The organism is Micromonospora sp. MW-13 (genome assembly GCF_003434305.1).
Taxonomy (GTDB): domain Bacteria; phylum Actinomycetota; class Actinomycetes; order Mycobacteriales; family Micromonosporaceae; genus Micromonospora.
The window spans coordinates 35,574-50,343 of sequence record NZ_QKKX01000029.1 but is presented as its reverse complement, the minus strand read 5'-3'; the positions used below and the strand labels follow the sequence as shown (position 1 = coordinate 50,343).

General features: G+C 73.9%; 15 protein-coding genes, 1 tRNA gene and 1 pseudogene. 8 read left to right on the top strand and 9 right to left on the bottom strand.

The features are described 5' to 3' along the window. A partial coding sequence (locus C5N14_RS33770; RefSeq protein WP_133305761.1) for a helix-turn-helix transcriptional regulator occupies positions 1-111 on the bottom strand: 111 nt, incomplete at its 3' end. A 985-nt stretch (positions 112-1,096) separates the two neighbouring features. Here C5N14_RS33770 and C5N14_RS32200 point away from each other — a divergent pair. From C5N14_RS32200 to C5N14_RS15600, 4 genes are all read left to right on the top strand, one after another. Next, a complete protein-coding gene (locus C5N14_RS32200) occupies positions 1,097-1,264 on the top strand; it encodes a hypothetical protein (RefSeq protein ID WP_165878127.1) in 168 nt (55 codons plus the stop codon). A 1,151-nt stretch (positions 1,265-2,415) separates the two neighbouring features. Next, entirely contained in the window at positions 2,416-3,984 is a 1,569-nt protein-coding gene (locus C5N14_RS15610) for a replication initiator (RefSeq protein ID WP_117668821.1), read from the top strand. Next, a complete protein-coding gene (locus tag C5N14_RS15605) occupies positions 3,981-4,178 on the top strand; it encodes an excisionase family DNA-binding protein (protein ID WP_117668820.1) in 198 nt (65 codons plus the stop codon). Before C5N14_RS15610 ends, C5N14_RS15605 begins: the two co-directional genes overlap by 4 nt. Next, complete coding sequence (locus C5N14_RS15600) at positions 4,178-5,398, top strand: tyrosine-type recombinase/integrase (protein WP_117668819.1); 1,221 nt, start codon at positions 4,178-4,180, stop codon at positions 5,396-5,398. The genes C5N14_RS15605 and C5N14_RS15600 overlap by 1 nt, the downstream gene beginning before the upstream one ends. 76 nt (positions 5,399-5,474) lie before the next feature. Here C5N14_RS15600 and C5N14_RS15595 read toward each other — a convergent pair. From C5N14_RS15595 to C5N14_RS15570, 6 genes are all read right to left on the bottom strand, one after another. Then, positions 5,475-5,548: transfer RNA gene (locus C5N14_RS15595), tRNA-Ala, on the bottom strand. A 283-nt stretch (positions 5,549-5,831) separates the two neighbouring features. Continuing rightward, the gene (locus C5N14_RS15590; RefSeq protein WP_207892755.1) at positions 5,832-6,626 is read right to left on the bottom strand and encodes a hypothetical protein; all 795 of its coding nucleotides are present in this window, start codon (positions 6,624-6,626) and stop codon (positions 5,832-5,834) included. Positions 6,627-6,805: 179 nt separating this feature from the next. Then, positions 6,806-7,456 carry a GNAT family N-acetyltransferase gene (locus tag C5N14_RS15585; RefSeq protein WP_117668817.1) on the bottom strand — a complete coding sequence of 217 codons (651 nt, stop codon included), beginning with the start codon at positions 7,454-7,456 and terminating at the stop codon, positions 6,806-6,808. 52 nt (positions 7,457-7,508) lie between these two features. After that, the gene (glp, locus tag C5N14_RS15580) at positions 7,509-8,822 is read right to left on the bottom strand and encodes a gephyrin-like molybdotransferase Glp (RefSeq protein ID WP_117668816.1); all 1,314 of its coding nucleotides are present in this window, start codon (positions 8,820-8,822) and stop codon (positions 7,509-7,511) included. After that, positions 8,819-9,820, bottom strand: a complete 1,002-nt coding sequence (locus tag C5N14_RS15575) for a UTP--glucose-1-phosphate uridylyltransferase (RefSeq protein ID WP_117668815.1) — start codon at positions 9,818-9,820, stop codon at positions 8,819-8,821. The genes glp and C5N14_RS15575 overlap by 4 nt, the downstream gene beginning before the upstream one ends. 9 nt (positions 9,821-9,829) lie before the next feature. Beyond that, positions 9,830-12,115 carry a diguanylate cyclase gene (locus tag C5N14_RS15570; RefSeq protein WP_207892754.1) on the bottom strand — a complete coding sequence of 762 codons (2,286 nt, stop codon included), beginning with the start codon at positions 12,113-12,115 and terminating at the stop codon, positions 9,830-9,832. Between the two features lie 84 nt (positions 12,116-12,199). Between C5N14_RS15570 and C5N14_RS15565 the strand changes: the two genes are divergently transcribed. Together C5N14_RS15565 and C5N14_RS33765 are read left to right on the top strand one after the other, a co-directional pair. Further along, positions 12,200-12,886 carry a 5-formyltetrahydrofolate cyclo-ligase gene (locus tag C5N14_RS15565; RefSeq protein ID WP_117668813.1) on the top strand — a complete coding sequence of 229 codons (687 nt, stop codon included), beginning with the start codon at positions 12,200-12,202 and terminating at the stop codon, positions 12,884-12,886. A gap of 18 nt (positions 12,887-12,904) precedes the next feature. Next, positions 12,905-13,066: pseudogene (locus C5N14_RS33765) on the top strand (FmdB family zinc ribbon protein); the annotation flags it as partial. Positions 13,067-13,080: 14 nt separating this feature from the next. Here C5N14_RS33765 and C5N14_RS33155 read toward each other — a convergent pair. Then, positions 13,081-13,359: a hypothetical protein gene (locus C5N14_RS33155; protein ID WP_243639642.1), complete on the bottom strand. Its 279-nt coding sequence runs from the start codon at positions 13,357-13,359 to the stop codon at positions 13,081-13,083. A 150-nt stretch (positions 13,360-13,509) separates the two neighbouring features. Between C5N14_RS33155 and C5N14_RS15555 the strand changes: the two genes are divergently transcribed. Continuing rightward, entirely contained in the window at positions 13,510-14,031 is a 522-nt protein-coding gene (locus C5N14_RS15555; protein WP_117668811.1) for a flagellar biosynthesis protein FlgA, read from the top strand. A gap of 127 nt (positions 14,032-14,158) precedes the next feature. Here C5N14_RS15555 and C5N14_RS32195 read toward each other — a convergent pair whose 3' ends face one another. Then, positions 14,159-14,344: a hypothetical protein gene (locus C5N14_RS32195; protein ID WP_371685847.1), complete on the bottom strand. Its 186-nt coding sequence runs from the start codon at positions 14,342-14,344 to the stop codon at positions 14,159-14,161. A 64-nt stretch (positions 14,345-14,408) separates the two neighbouring features. On the opposite strand from C5N14_RS32195, the gene C5N14_RS15550 reads away from it, so the two are divergent. After that, entirely contained in the window at positions 14,409-14,750 is a 342-nt protein-coding gene (locus C5N14_RS15550; RefSeq protein WP_117668810.1) for a hypothetical protein, read from the top strand. The last annotated feature ends 20 nt before the right edge of the window (positions 14,751-14,770 follow it).

Here is a 14,770-nt window from a genome sequence, read left to right as displayed (position 1 = left end):
AATCATCGAAATGTAAGAGGCGGTCACACCTACCCGGTCGGCCAGTTGCTGTTGCGTCATCCCGGCGGTGTCCCGCCAACTGGCGACGCGCAGCCCAATGTAGTCAGCCATGACTCCTCCTGCACGAGGTCGACGACTTCCGGCGTAGAACCTGCACAACGGACGGTACGTGGGGTCACGCTTCGCGGCCAGCCCAACACCGCACGCGCGCTGCCAGGTCACCACCAACCGCCAGCCCTCCGGTGCGCCGACCTCTCGCTTGTAAGTTCTGGGCGCGTCGTCCGGGCGCGTCCGCGCATGTCTCTGACGTCGGGCGCTGATCCGCAGCCCTCCCTGCCTGGCCCTCCGCGTCCGGCCCTGTTGCTGTCACCGTTGCTGTCGACAGCAACAGGGCCACCCGCGTCGTGAGATCTCGCCGCACTGTCAGCTTGGGAAGGTGCATTGATCAGCCGAGCATCCGCCCCGGGCCGCCTGGTTAGCAGCACGACTCTTGGCTTCCGCCGGCTGACTAGCCCCTGGTGAAGCCCCTTGCTCCCCTTTGTTGACCCCCGTTGCGGGCACGTTGCGGGCACGACACGAGTGCTGTAGCACCTGTCGGCGGCCCCGGACCGTTAGCCGCTGACTCGCTGCATCACCGCTACGAGGGCGTAGACCACCCCCGCCCAGGCGGCCACTTGCCCAGCGCGGAAGAATCCCGTCCCGGCGTGAAGGAACCTGATCCTCGCCTGCTGCTCAGCCTCGTCTGGGGTCATAGTGATGCCTCCGCGTCTCGACGATTCGGCCCGACGGCTGATCTTGCCCGTTCCGCCCGGCGAAGTGAACCCACCGACCGGCCGGCGCGGACTCTTTCGGTGTGAAGGAATGATCAGGCGTCGATGGGCTGGGCGAGTGTCTTGGCTAAGCTGCTGAGACAGTCCGTCATCGTCCGTGGACGTCCGGCGTCGGCCGACCCGGTCGTCCCCAGCTAGTCACTCAAGTCCACGGGCGTGCTTCCGGCGTCCTTGTCTGTATGGGTTCTAATGGCCTCGTGCCGAAGCCCCCTATCCCCTCGCTTCTCTACTACCTGAGGTTCCCTCTGTGGGTCTACATGTTGCCCGTGCTGCTGTTCGCCGGTCTTCCTGCCCTGATGTTGGCCGGTCAACGCGAGTTCGGCGCAGCAATCATGGTGTTGATCGGCAACGTCTACGCGATCGCCCTCGGCCGCCTGCTCCTCGCTGGAAATCTTCTCGGAAAGGGCAGGGTGAAGCCCGAGGATCTGGCCTGAACGCGCCTCCCACCTGCGCCTGCTCACCATCCCGATGCCGTCGACCCGCCCTCCGGGAAGCGGGCCGCCGCCCGGCCCGCCACGTCAAGACGGCCTTGACGCACGTACGGACGCTGCCGGAACAGCCTGAGTCGGTGTCGGCTCTCGTGTCACGGGCCGCGCCCCCGACGGACACCGCCACAGTGGCGCATTTGACCTAACCTCGCCGGCCACGGAACCGGCTCCCGGGGTCGGAGCTGGCCACCGGCGGCCACCCCTCCCCCTCCCAGGCGAGCTGTTGATCTGACCCCGGCCGGCTGCGAGCCGGCTCCTGGACCACCGGCATGCCGCCGCGCGGACAACGCCCCCATGCTTAGGGCTTGCCGCGCGGACCCGGCACGCACCCCTCCCTGCGCCGCGCTGCTCGGGCGCGGCCGGCTGCCGGCGACGACTCCACCACTCTCTCCGCCATCCCGTCTGCGGCGGCCCCTCCGGGCTTCCCGCTCTCCGCGCCAGCCGCCGGGCGTGTTGCGTGGCCGGAGTCGAAGCGCCAGCGAAGCGACGGACGCGCGCCTAGGCGGCGGCGCGTGCGGCCCGTTCAGGGCCGCCTTGATAGACGTACAGAAAGTCCTCCCACGCTGGACGGCAGCCGGCCGGATCGGTTCGGCACCCGGATTACGGCGGGTTGACGTGTCGGTACCCGGTGCTACTCTGGCGCTCGTCGAGCACGCCAGCGCGGTCTTCCTGCCGGATCGGTGGACTCGACCACTGAGATGTTGAGCGGCCTTCCTGCCGCTGATGCGGGCCATGTCCCGCCGGCTCTCGATCGCACCGGCCGCCGTGCCGGTTCCCCCGGAATCCGCTGAGCGGCCCAGCACGGCCTTTGGCGCCGTCCACGATGGCCCGGATTCGCGTGCCTCGACGGGTGGGGATTGCCTGCGGCAACTCGCCGGAGCCGACGACCAGGCATCCCACCCGTACCGGCATCACAAGGTCCAGCAACCGGACGGACGTATCTAAGCGGCGGTCAGTGGCAATGGCCACGCTTCCGCCCTCCGGCGTCAGCCGCCCTCTCGGCGGTGCCAGGAGACACCACGAACACCACCGACGGACGCAGCTCCGCGACCGGTGGCAGTTCGTCCCCGTCCCTGCCACCCCTTGAGGAGAGACCCGTGTCCACCCTGCTCACCCTGAACCGCCCCGGCGTCGCCGCAGGCCGTGACGCCCAAGCCCTGCACCGGGCCACCACGCCGGACTTCTTCGGCTGGCTGGAGCACACCCGCGCCGCCGGAGGCTGTACCCGCCCGATCCGCCTGACCGGCACCTTCACCGCCGTCGAGACCGACACCGGCCGCGTCCTGGAGCAGCGGCACACCGACGAACTGCCCGATCGGGTGCTCTACAAGGCGTGCGGCAACCGGCGTGCCGCGCAGTGCCGCGACTGCTCCTGGGTCTACGCCGGTGACGCCTTCCAGGTCGTCCGGTGCGGTCTGACCGGCGGCAAGAGCGTCCCCGCCACGGTGGCCGCGCATCCGGTCGTGTTCGCCACCTTCACCGCCCCGTCGTTCGGCCCGGTTCACCACCGGCATATTCCCCGGCACACCTGCGCCGACCGGCGGCGCTGCGACTGCCGCCCGGCCCCCTGCCGAGCCCGGAGCACCGCCGGCACCTGTCAGCACGGGCGGCCCGCGGCGTGCTTCACCCGCCACGACAACGATGATCCGCAGCTCGGTCGGCCGCTGTGCCTGGACTGTTACGACCACGATCACCAGGTCGTCTGGAACGCCTTCTCCGGCGAGTTGTGGCGACGCACCAAGCAGGCCATCGAACGCCATCTCACCGCCCTGTGCCGTCGACGCGGCATCGGCCACGTCCAGGTGGTCACCGACTCTGGCCGGGTGCGGCGGGTGCCGTCGGTGCGGGTGTCACACGGGAAGGTTGCCGAGATGCAGCGCCGGGGAGCGGTGCATTTCCACGTGCTGCTGCGCCTCGACGGCGTCAACCCCGGCGACCGGAACGCCCTGGTGCCGCCGCCGGCCGGGATCACCGTCGACGACCTGGACGCCGCCGTTCTCGCCGCCGCCCGGCAGATCACCGTCACCACACCGCCGCATTCCGACCGGCCGCAGGGCTGGCCGATCGCCTGGGGTGAACAGATCGACGTCCGCCGCATCGGCACCAGCGACGGCGACATGACCGACGGGAAGGTGGCCGCCTACCTGGCCAAGTACGCCACCAAGGCCACCGAGGTCACCGGCCACTGCTCCACCCGACTCACCCCCGACACGATTGACTCCTACGCCGACCCGGAAGGCGACCACCTCGCCCGGCTCATCGACGCCTGCTGGCGACTCGGCCGCCCCACCCACCACCAGACCAGCCGCACCGCCGCCCCGGCCGGCGAGCGTCAAGGCGACCTTGACACCAAACCCAACGTCTACGCCGGGCTGCGCCGCTGGGCGCACATGCTCGGCTTCGGCGGCCACTTCCTCACCAAGGCCCGCCGCTACTCGGTCACCTTCGGCCTGCTCCGCGACACCCGCGCCACCTACCGCCACACCGAGCACGACACCAACGCCGACACGATCACCGTCGGCACCCTGGCCTTCACCGGCTCCGGCTGGCTCACCGACGGAGACGCCCTGCTCGCCAACACCGCCGCCGCCCAACACCGGGAACGCCAACGCATCGGCCGAGAAGAACTCGCCCACGAAGCCTGGCTGACCGGGGCCGCCGCATGAGCAGAGATCTCACCCCGCACTGGTACTCGCCCGCCGAGGTCGCCGTCCTGCTCGGCTTCGGCCTGTCCAAGGTCAAGATGAAGATCGCCACCGGCGAGCTGCGCTCCATCAAGGACGGCAAGTACCGCCGCATCCTCCCCGAATGGGTCGACGACTACATCCACGACCAAGTCGAACGGCAGGAGGCCGCCTGATGCCCGCCCGCGCACGAGCCAACGGCGAAGGCTCGATCTACGCCTACCGCAACGGCTTCGCCGCGTACGTCTGGGTCACCAAACCGGACGGCAAGCGCACCCGCAAGTACGTCTACGGCCCCACCCGCGACGCGGTCCACGACAAGTGGATCAAACTGCACCAGCAGGCCAAGGCCGGGCCGGTCGTCACCCGGGTACCCACCCTCGGCGGCTACCTCGACTCCTGGCTCCGCGACGTCGTCGAACCGAACCTGGCTCCCGCCACGGCAGCCAACTACGACATGTTCGTCCGGCTCTACATCGCCCCTGAACTGGGCGCCCGCCGCCTCGACAAGCTCACGGTGCGGGAGGTGCAGACCTGGCTGAACAGGCTCCGAGCCGCCTGCCAGTGCTGCCTACAGGGCAAGGACGCCGCCCGCCCCGAGGGCAAACGGAAGTGCTGCGCCGTCGGCCGCTGCTGCCAACGCGCCGTCTCCGAGCGCACCGCCCGCGACGCCTGGACGACCCTGCGGGCCGCACTCAACAACGCCGTCCGCGACGAGCTGCTGACCCGCAACCCGGCCGCCCTGCTCCGGGTCGCCAAGCCCCGCCCGCGCAAGACCCGACCGTGGTCCGTCGACGAGGTACGCCAGTTCCTGGAGTCGGCCCGCGCCGAGGGTGACCCGCTCTACGCCGCGTACGTGCTGATCCTGGTTCTCGGGCTGCGCCGGGGTGAGGTGCTGGGCCTGCGCTGGGAGGACGTCGACCTGGCCACCGGGGAACTGGCGGTTGCCTACCAGCTTCAGCGGATCCGCCGGCAGCTCCTGCACCGGGAGACCAAGACCGAGTCGTCGGACGCGACCCTGCCCCTGCCCGCCATCTGCTCGACCGCGCTCCGCTCCCGCCGGGAAGACCAGCAGCGGCACCGGGATCACGCCAAGCGGGCCTGGCAGGACACCGGCCTGGTCTTCACCACCCGGCTCGGCACGCCGGTCGAGCCGAGGAACTTCCACCGGGAGTTCAAGACCCGCTGCCGCAAGGCCGGCGTCCGGGAGATCTCCGTACACACCACCCGGCGCACCTGCGCCTCCCTGCTCGTGGCCCTCGACGTCCACCCCCGGGTCACCATGCAGATCCTCCGGCACAGCCAGATCGCCGTGACCATGAACATCTACAGCGAGGCCACCTCGGCGGCGACAGAGAAGGCACTCAAGCGCCTCGGCGAGCAGTTCGACACCTGAACCGCTGCTGTACTTCACTGCTGTACAAGATCGAAAAAGGCCGTCTCCGACTACCGGAAACGGCCTTTGAACTGGGTGGAGCTGAGGGGATTTGAACCCCTGACCCCCTCGATGCGAACGAGGTGCGCTACCGGTCTGCGCCACAGCCCCTCCGCCGGCAAACCGGCATTGGTCCCACCCGGCTTTCACCGGGCGGGCCGGCAACAAGACTAACAGCACACCCGCGCGCCAAGCGAATCCACCCCGCCGGCCGACCTGATCTTGGTAGGAAGCGGCCCCCGGAGGGGCCGAAATCATCCAAGATCACCCCTGAGCACCCTCGACCGGTTGACGTGTCATTGACGGCGCGGGTTCCGGGGGGCGGGAGGGCGCGATGTCGGTGACATGAAGTCGATCAAGCCGTCGAGCGAACCGTGCGTACCGCGAGGCGGGGTCAGGCCGAGTGGGAGGTGCGGCCCGACTGGTACGGGCGGCCCCGCAGGCCGCCCGTACGCCGGTACGACACCGAGCCGCCGCTGGCCGCGGGCGGCAGGTCGGCCGGGCGGTCCAGGCCCATCGCCGTGCGGCGCACCGCCTCGCGCTGGGCCGCCAGCCGGCGCTGCGCCTCCCGGCGTGCCGCCGCCCGGCGGGCCTGCTCGCGGCGCACCTCGGCCTGCCGGGCGGCCAGCCACGCCGTCTCCCGGGCCCGGGCCCGCCGCCGCCGGCGCTCGGCCAGCGCCAGCTTGCGCAGGTGTACGACGTACGTCACCAGCAGCGTCGCGGTGACCGAGAAGCTGATCCAGAACCCGGGGCCGACCACGGCCACGCCGATCAGCTCGACGAGGTTGAGCAGCAGCAGGGCGGCCAGCACCCGGCGGCGGCGGTAGATCGCCGGGGTGTGCTGGCGACGCCGGGGAGTGGCCCGTCGACGGGACTTCGCCGCCGGCGGGACGGCACGCAGCCGACGCCGCCGCCGGCCTGCGACGGGCGGGGCGGAGACCGGGGCGGACAAGCGGCCCGTGTTCGTGTCCTCGCTCAGGGTGACAACGAGTGCCCTGGAGGGGTTGACCGGCCGGCGGCCGGGGACAGTGCGGCCCCGCCGGCGGCGCTGGAGCACCCGCGCCGTCGACTGCGCCCGCTCCGCCACCAGCCGCTCGGTGGCGTCGTACCGGCGAACCAGCGCCGGCGCGAGGGCGAGCAGACCGGCGGCGGCGAGGACGGCGAGGAGCACCGAGGTCGGCACCCTCACCCCTCCCGTCACCGAGTTCGGGACAACCACCGTACGGCCGCAGGATCTTCGACAAATCGCCTCCCGGGCGGTCGATCCTGCGGGCGGGCAGCGCTTGCCGCAGCTTGCAGTTACTTGAGGTTACGGGCCGCCGACCGTCTTGATTGTGCGCCGCGCCGATCAGGCACAGGTGGGACGCTTCACCCGGCGGTCGCGCGCAGCCGATGCCAGCGAGCCAGCAGGCCACCCTCGGCGACCACTTCCTCGCTGGTCATGGCGTACCCGATGTGGTCACGCCAGGCGCCGTCGATGTGCATGTAACGCACGTGGTACGACTCCTCGCGGAAGCCCAGCTTCTCCACCACCCGGCGGGACGGCTTGTTCTCCGGCCGGATGTTCACCTCGATCCGGTGCAGCCCACCCGGGCCGAAGGCGTGGTCCACCGCGAGCGCCAGCGCGGTGGGGATGACCCCCTGCCCGGCGACCCGCGAGTCCACCCAGTACCCGGCGTACGCGGAACAGAACGCCCGCCGGACGATGCTGCCGATGTTGAGGTGCCCGACCAGCCGCTCCCGCTCCTGCTCGCGCAGGCAGACCGCGAACGGCATCCCCTCGCCGGTGCGCGCCGAACGGCGCTGGTCCCGGTGCACCCAGCGGAACGCGGCCGGCGAGTTCAGCTCGTCCCAGCCCCCGGGCAGCGCTGACTCCCAGGGGGCCAGCCAGGCCCGGTTGGCGCGGCGCACCTCCGACCAGGCCGCCGCGTCCGAGCGCCGGTACGGCCGCAGCAGCACCGGACCGTCCGCGAGCACCACCGGCCAGCCCGGCGACCGCCCGGCCCGCAACAGGCTCACCGAACCTGCCTCTCGTTCACGACTGCCGGGCTCGCAAGCTCACTCCTCGCGCTCACCGGCGCCGGTCCAGCAGGAGGACGTCCACGGTGGAGCCGGCGGCGGCGGCGGTCACCCGCTCGCCGAGCACCATCAGCCCGTTCGCCTCGGCCAGCCCGGACAGGGTGAACGGCCCGCCCGACAGCGGCTGGACGGTGTAGCCACCGCCACGCCGCTCGGCGACGTGCGCGGGCCGGAACTCGCGCAGCCCGCCGGGCGAGGTGATGGTCTCCAGCAGGTGCGCGCGGACACTGGGCCGGAACACCGGCTCGGCCCCGGCCAGCAGGTTGATGGCGGGGCGGGCCAGCACCTCGAAGCCGATCAGCGCCGCGCCGGGCTCACCGGGAAGACAGACCACCGGCACCTCCTCGGCGCCGACCGTACCGAACCCGAGGGCGGTGCCGGGATAGAGGGCCACCTCTGTGAAGGCGACCGGCCCGGCCCGGCCGCCCTCCCGGCGGGACAGGATCCGGCGCACCATGTCGCCCGGTCCGGTGCCGGTGCCGCCGGTGGTGATGATCAGGTCGGCGCGCAGGGTCTGGTCCTCCAGCAACCCGCGCAGCCCCTCCGGGTCGTCGTCGCAGATCCCCACCCGGTACGCCAGCGCGCCGACCTCGGCCGCGGCGGCGGTCAGCGCGTGCGAGTTGGCGTCCACCACCTGGCCGGGCTGGCTGCCCCGACCCACGTCGACCAGCTCGTCGCCGGTGGCCACGACGACCACCCGGGGGCTGGGCCGGACCACCACGTGCCCGATGCCGGTGGCGGCGAACACCGCGACCAGGGCCGGGGAGACGTACGTGCCGGCGCGGGCGAGCAGCGTCCCGGCCGGCAGCTCCTCACCGGCGCGGCGCACCCCGTACCCGCGCTTGGGGGTGCGGAAGATCTCCACGGCGGCCATGCCCTGGTCGGTCCACTCCACCGGCACCACCACGTCGGCGGCGATCGGCAGCGGCGCCCCGGCCGCGACCGAGAAGCACGACCCCGGGGTGAGCCGCACCGGCCGCCAGCTCGCCGCGCCGAGGTCGCCGACCACGTTGAGCCGCACGGTGCGGGACCCGGGCGGACCCGAGCGGCCGGCCTGGTACCCGCCGACCCGGCCCGCACCGGAAAGGTCCTCCCAGCGGGCCGCGTACCCGTCCACGGCTGCCTGGTCGAAGGCCGGGAAGGAGTGCGGCGCGACGACGTCCTCGGCGAGGACGTTGCCGTACGCCTGGGTGAGGTCGAGGTCGAGCGGAGGCAGCGCGCGTAACCTGCGCAGCACGCTGCCCAGGTAGTCGGCGAGCGGCGTCAACTCGTTCGCGGCCGCCTCGGCGTCGGCCGTCGCGGTCATGTATTAGGACCGCCCGACGCGTCGCGCATGCCGTTCAGGATCGCCGCGGTGACGGTCTCGTCGCCGTTGTTGACGAACTCGGCGAGCCACGTGCGGAACTCGGCGCCGAGGTCCTCGCGCTCTGCGGCGATCTGCACCACGGTCTGGAGGTACCCCAGCGGCATGCCGGTGTCGTATCGGGTGCCCCGGTAGACGATCGCGTGCACCGGTACGCCCTCGGTGCGCAGCAGCTCCATCGCGTCGGTGAGCTGGATCTCCCCACCGCTGCCCGGCTTCGTCCGCCGGATCGCGTCGAAGATCCGCCCCGGCAGCACGTACCGGCCGAGGACGGCGAGGTTGCTCGGGGCGTCCTCCGGCTTCGGCTTCTCGACCATGCCGGTGACCTTCACGACCTCGCCGACGTCGGTCAGCTCCGGCTCGGCCGGCTCGACCGAGGCGATGCCGTACCGCTTCGTCTCGGCCGGGTCGACCTCGAAGAAGGCCAGCACCACGCCGCCGGTGCGGGCCTGCAGCTCCAGCATCGCCGGCAGCAGCGGCTCGGACGGCTTGACGAACTCGTCGCCCAGCAGCACCGCGAAGGGCTGGTCCCCGACGTGCGACTCGGCGTACCCGACGGCGTGACCGAGACCGAGCTGCTCGGGCTGGCGGCAGGTGTAGATCTCGGCCAGCTCGCTGGGGCCGCGCACGGCGGCCAGCCGCTCGGCGTCGCCCTTGGCCTCCAGCCGGGCCTCCAGGTCCGGCCGACGGTCGAAGTGGTCCACCATCGATGTCTTGCCCCGCCCGGTGATCAGCAGCACGTCGCCGATGCCGGCCTGGGTGGCCTCCTCGACGATGTACTGGAGCACCGGCCGGTCGACGACCGGCAGCAGCTCCTTGGGCACCGCCTTGGTGGCCGGCAGGAACCGGGTGGCCAGGCCCGCAGCGGGAATGACGGCCTTGACGGCGCGGGAACGACCGGTTGCGGCGGCCGGTGAGGGGCTCGCTGAGTGCTCCGACATGTCGCGAGACTATCGGCCAGGGGCGTGCCGCGACGGGTGAGGACCGGAAGACGCGCCGCCCGGCCCGGACCGCGCCACCGGGGCGTCGGGCCACCCGGCCTCGACGTCGACCGGGCCGAGCACCGCCGTGACGCGGAGCGGGGAGTCCCGCCCATCGATCGCCGCACCCGCCCGGGGCAGGCCGTCGGGGGGGCTGACCGCGGCGGCCGGCACGGCGATCTCCTCCACCGGGGGCCAGGGCCGTGCCTCGGCCAGCCGCCAGGTGTCCCGGCCGGCCGCCTTCGCCGCGTACAGGGCGTCGTCGGCGGCGTCGAGGACCTGCTGGCCCGTGGTGGCGTGGTCCGGGTACACGGCGATGCCGACGGAGACCGTCATCCCGATCGTCACCCCGCCGGGCCCGTCCAGCGCGACGGGGGCGTCCCGGACGGCCGCGCCGAGCCGCTCGGCCACGATGGTCGCGCCCCGCGCGTCGGTCTCCGGCAGCAGCACCACGAACTCCTCCCCGCCCTGGCGGAAGGCCAGGTCCACCTCGCGGATCTCGTTCCGTAGCCGGCGGGCGAACTCCGCGAGCACGGCGTCCCCGGCGGCGTGCCCCCAGGTGTCGTTGACCGTCTTGAAGCGGTCCAGGTCCAGCGCGAGGACGCTGAGCATCCGGCCGAACCGGCTGGCCCGCTCCACCTCCCGGCGGATCGACTCGCGCAGGTAGCGGTAGTTCCACAGCCCGGTCAGCGGGTCGGTCAGCGACAGCCGCTGGGCCTCCTCGTGCACCCGGACGTTGTCCACCGCCACGGCCGCGTGTCTGGCGAAGGTGCGCAGGGTGGCCAGGTCGTCGTCGTCGAACTCGTCCCCGCCGAGCCGGTCGTAGAGGACCAGCACGCCGAGCGCCACGGCCGGCTCCGGCCCGCCGGGGCGGCCCGGCTCCGCGCCGGCCCGGTCGGCGAGGCCGCCGGGGGTGGCGAAGGGCACCGCGACGTACGTCTCGCAGCGCGGCTCCCCGGTCGGTTCGGCCGCCGGGTCGGCGCGGCCCCGGCACGGCTCACCGGTGGCCGCGACCGCGCCGACCACTCCGCGCCCCACCGGCACCCGCAGCGCCGCCGCGTCGGTGCCGGCGCACGCCGGGTCGGCGGCGTCCGGCGGCGCCCCGTCGGCGGGCCAGCGCCCGTCCAGACCCTCGGCGCACCGCCCCACCAGCACCCCGCCGTCGACCAGCAGCACCGCCCCGGCCCGGGCCCCGGTCGCGGCGATCGCGCTGTGCAGGATCACCCGCAGGATGCGTTGCAGGTCGTGGGTGCTGGCCAGGGTGTCGCCGAGCACCGCGAGGTGCCCGCGCAGTTGGTCCCGGCTGCTGGTGAGCGCCTGCACGTAGGAGCCGGTCTCCCGGGTCATCCGGTTGAACGCGGCGGCCAGCCGGCCGATCTCGTCGCGGCTGCGCACCGGCACCCGGGCGCCCAGGTCGCCGTGGGCCACCCGGTCCACCGCGCCGGCCAACTCGACCAGCGGCCGGGTGGTGACCCGGGCCAGCCGCCAGGCCACCGCCACCGCCAGCAGCCCGGCCAGCACCACCGCGCCGACCAGTGCCGCGTACCGGCCGGGGGGCTGCTCGCTGGGCACGGAGAGCACCAACGGCAGCGGCTGCCCCGGCGACGGGCCCACCCGGCGGACGTACCGGCCGTCCAGGGTCCCGGCGACCCGGTCCCCGGTGGCCTTGCGCGCGGCGGCGAGCACCGCGTCGCGTACCCCTGGGGCCTCGGTGGTGTGCGCGACGCCGCCGGCGGCGTCGTCGAGGAGGGTGACCGCGACGCCGGTGACCGCCGCCAGCCGGGCCACGAAGCCCGGGTCGACCGGCTGGGCCGCGGCGACCGCCCCCAGGTCGGCGCCGGCGCGGTCGCGCAGCCCGACCCGCGCGGTCAGCGCGTGGACCGGACCACCGGCGGGGTCGGCGGCGGAGCAGTCCCGCCACGGCCCGACCGGAGCGCCGGGGGTGGTGTAGAGGACGCCGCCGGCCACGTCGGTGACCAGCACGGCGGCGGCCAGGCCCCGGCTCACCACCTGCCCGGCCGCGCCGACCCGGCCGGCCGGGTCGGCGACGAGGGCGACCGAGTCGGCCGCCGCGCGCAACTGCTGGCAGAGGGCGTCGACCGAGGTACGCACGCTCGCCGCGGCCAGCCCGAGCCGTTCCGTCGAGCGGGTGCGGTCGACGGCGGCCATGGTCGAGCCGACGAAGAGCGCGCCGAGCAGGACCGGGCCGAGCGCCACCGCGAGGAAGGCTGCCGTCAACCGCCCGCGTAGCGTCAACGCTCCCCCCGGAAGTTCCGCGCCCGATGCTAGCGATGCTGACACAGTGCGACCGAGTGACAAACGTTGCGTCAGGAGTGTTGCGTGCCTGATTTTTCTGATGACGCGGAAGTGACCCATGCGGCGAAGCGGAGCGCCCGGGTGGAGCTGCTCGCCCGCCGCCGCGCGCTGCCCGCGTCGGCCCGGGCCGAGGCGGCGTCGCGGGTCCGGGCCACGCTGGTCGAGCTGGTCCGCCGGCTGCGCCCGACCCGGATGACCGCGTACGTCCCGGTCGGGTCCGAGCCGGGCGGCGCGGAGCTGCCGGAGGCGCTGCGCGCGGCGCTGCCGCCGGGGGCCGACCTGCTGCTGCCGGTGCTGTGCGACGACCTCGACCTGGACTGGGCGGCGTACACCGGCCCCAGCTGCCTGGTCGCGGCCGGGCGGGGGCTGCGGGAGCCGGCCGGCCCCCGGCTCGGCCGGTCGGCGGTCGCCGACGCCCAGCTCGTGGTGGTGCCGGCCCTGGCCGTGGACCGGCGCGGGCGGCGGCTGGGCCGCGGGGGCGGCTCGTACGACCGGGCGCTGGCCCGGGTCGGCGACCGGGCCCTGACGGTGGCCCTGCTGCACGACGGTGAGCTGCGCGAACACCTACCGGTCGAGCCGCACGACCGTCCGGTCGGCGCGGTGGTCGCCCCTGCGGCAGGGCTGCGTACGCTGACGGGCGGCCCCGTGTCGGTCCCGGCACTTCCGCTGGACGAACCCGGGTCCGATGACGCACCATTGGCACTCGAATGAGTCGAGTGCCAATCGGCCGTGCCAGATCCGGAGGAGAAAGTGCCCACGTACCAGTACGCCTGCACCGCGTGCGGCCAGCAGCTCGAGGCGGTGCAGTCGTTCTCTGACGAGCCGTTGACCGAGTGCCCGGCGTGTGCGGGGCGACTGCGCAAGGTCTTCAATTCGGTCGGCGTCGTCTTCAAGGGCTCGGGTTTCTACCGCACCGACTCCCGCTCCGGGTCCGACCCGGCCAAGGGTGACGCCGGCAAGCCGGCCAAGTCCGAGTCGTCCTCCGGCGGCGACTCCGGCTCGTCGTCGAGCACGTCCGGCGGCTCGGCCAGTTCGACCAGTTCGTCCAACGGGTCGTCCGGCTCGTCGGGCTCGTCCGGGTCGTCGTCCTCGGGCGGCCCGTCGAAGGCCCCGGCGGCCAGCGGTTCCAGCTCCTCCTGACCTGGCTTCCTAGCAGACCGCCGCGCCGCGTGGGGGTTGTCCACAGGCGGCCCGGTTGTCCACAGGCCCCGCCCCGGCCCGGGCGGGGCCTGCCCTTTCCGGCCTAACCTGCTGCTCCCGGCACCACCACGGCACCGGGCGAGGCGGGGTGCCCCGGTGCCACCACGGCGCCCGGGGACGGCGGGAGGGACCGGATGGCTACCACCGGGGCGGGCACGGGATCACTGCGGCCGGTGCGCCGGCCCCGGTTTCCGGGGCGGTCGACGCTGCTGCGCGCCGCCCTCGTCGCCGCCCTCCTCGGCCTCGCCGTGGCGGTCCTCCAGACCCCGAGCGGCTGCCCTTCCCCGCCGGGCGGCTCCGGCTCCCCCGGCCCGGCCTCGTCGCCGTCCACCGGCGGCCCACCGCCCGGCCCCGGGGCTCCGCCGTCGGCGCTGCCGCTGCCCGACGGGGCGGTCGGCGTCCCGGTCCGGCTGGCCGAACCCGCCGCGCTCGCCGTGGTCCGCCCCGGTGCCCGGGTCGACCTGCTCGCCGTGCCGGCCGACGGCCGGGCCGGCGAGGCCGACCTGCTGGCGTCCCGCGCGCTGGTGCTCGACGTGGTCGGGGCCGGCGCGGCGGACGGCTCGTCGGCGCTCTACCTGGCGCTGCGCCCCGAGCAGGCACAGCGGGCCGTGGGCCTGCCGGAGGGCAGCCGGTTCGCCATCGTGGTCCGCGGCTGACGCCGGGCTCGACGGTACGACGAAACAGCCGGCGCCGAGACAGCCGGCGGCGAGACGGTGCGCCCGGGCGAGCTTCGCGGCGGCCGACGGCCGACGGCCAGGCGGCGAACGGGCAGGCGGGCGGGGCTCAGTCCCAGTGCGGCGGGCGCTCGGCGAGCAGCCAGTCGTCGTTGCCCCCGGACCGCTCGCCCCAACCCCGATCGGTGTCGTCGGCCGTCTGCTCGGGCAGCACCACGAAGTCGTCGCTCAGGTCGACGGCGCGGTCGTCGTCGCCACGTGCCTGCGCCCCCGGGTCGATGCTCACGAGCGGCAAGACTACCGGTTCCGGCCCGCGTCCGGTCGGCCACGCGGCAGCGGGGTTGGTAGCGTCGGACGGCGTGACGACGCCCAGCGGTGACCGCCCCGAGGACGACTACTGGCGCCGTCCGCCGGCCGCCCCCGGCGGCGCGGCCCCCGGCCCGGTGCGACCGGCCGGCGCCGGCGGTGCCGGCCCGGCGGCCGGGTACGGTGGACCGCCGCCCAGCACTGCCCCGCCGCCCGGTTGGCGGCCCCCGGTGCGCCTGCGGGTGGCCCCGCCCCGGCACCTGCCGCCGCAGGACACGACCGGGTTGGACGCGGAGGAGCAGCGCGCCCAGCGGGTCACCTGGAGCGTCGGCGGGGTCGCCGCGGTGGTGCTGGTCGCCCTGGTCTGCCTGCTCTGCTCCCGGGCGATCTTCTGACCGGGCCGGTTCGCCGCCCC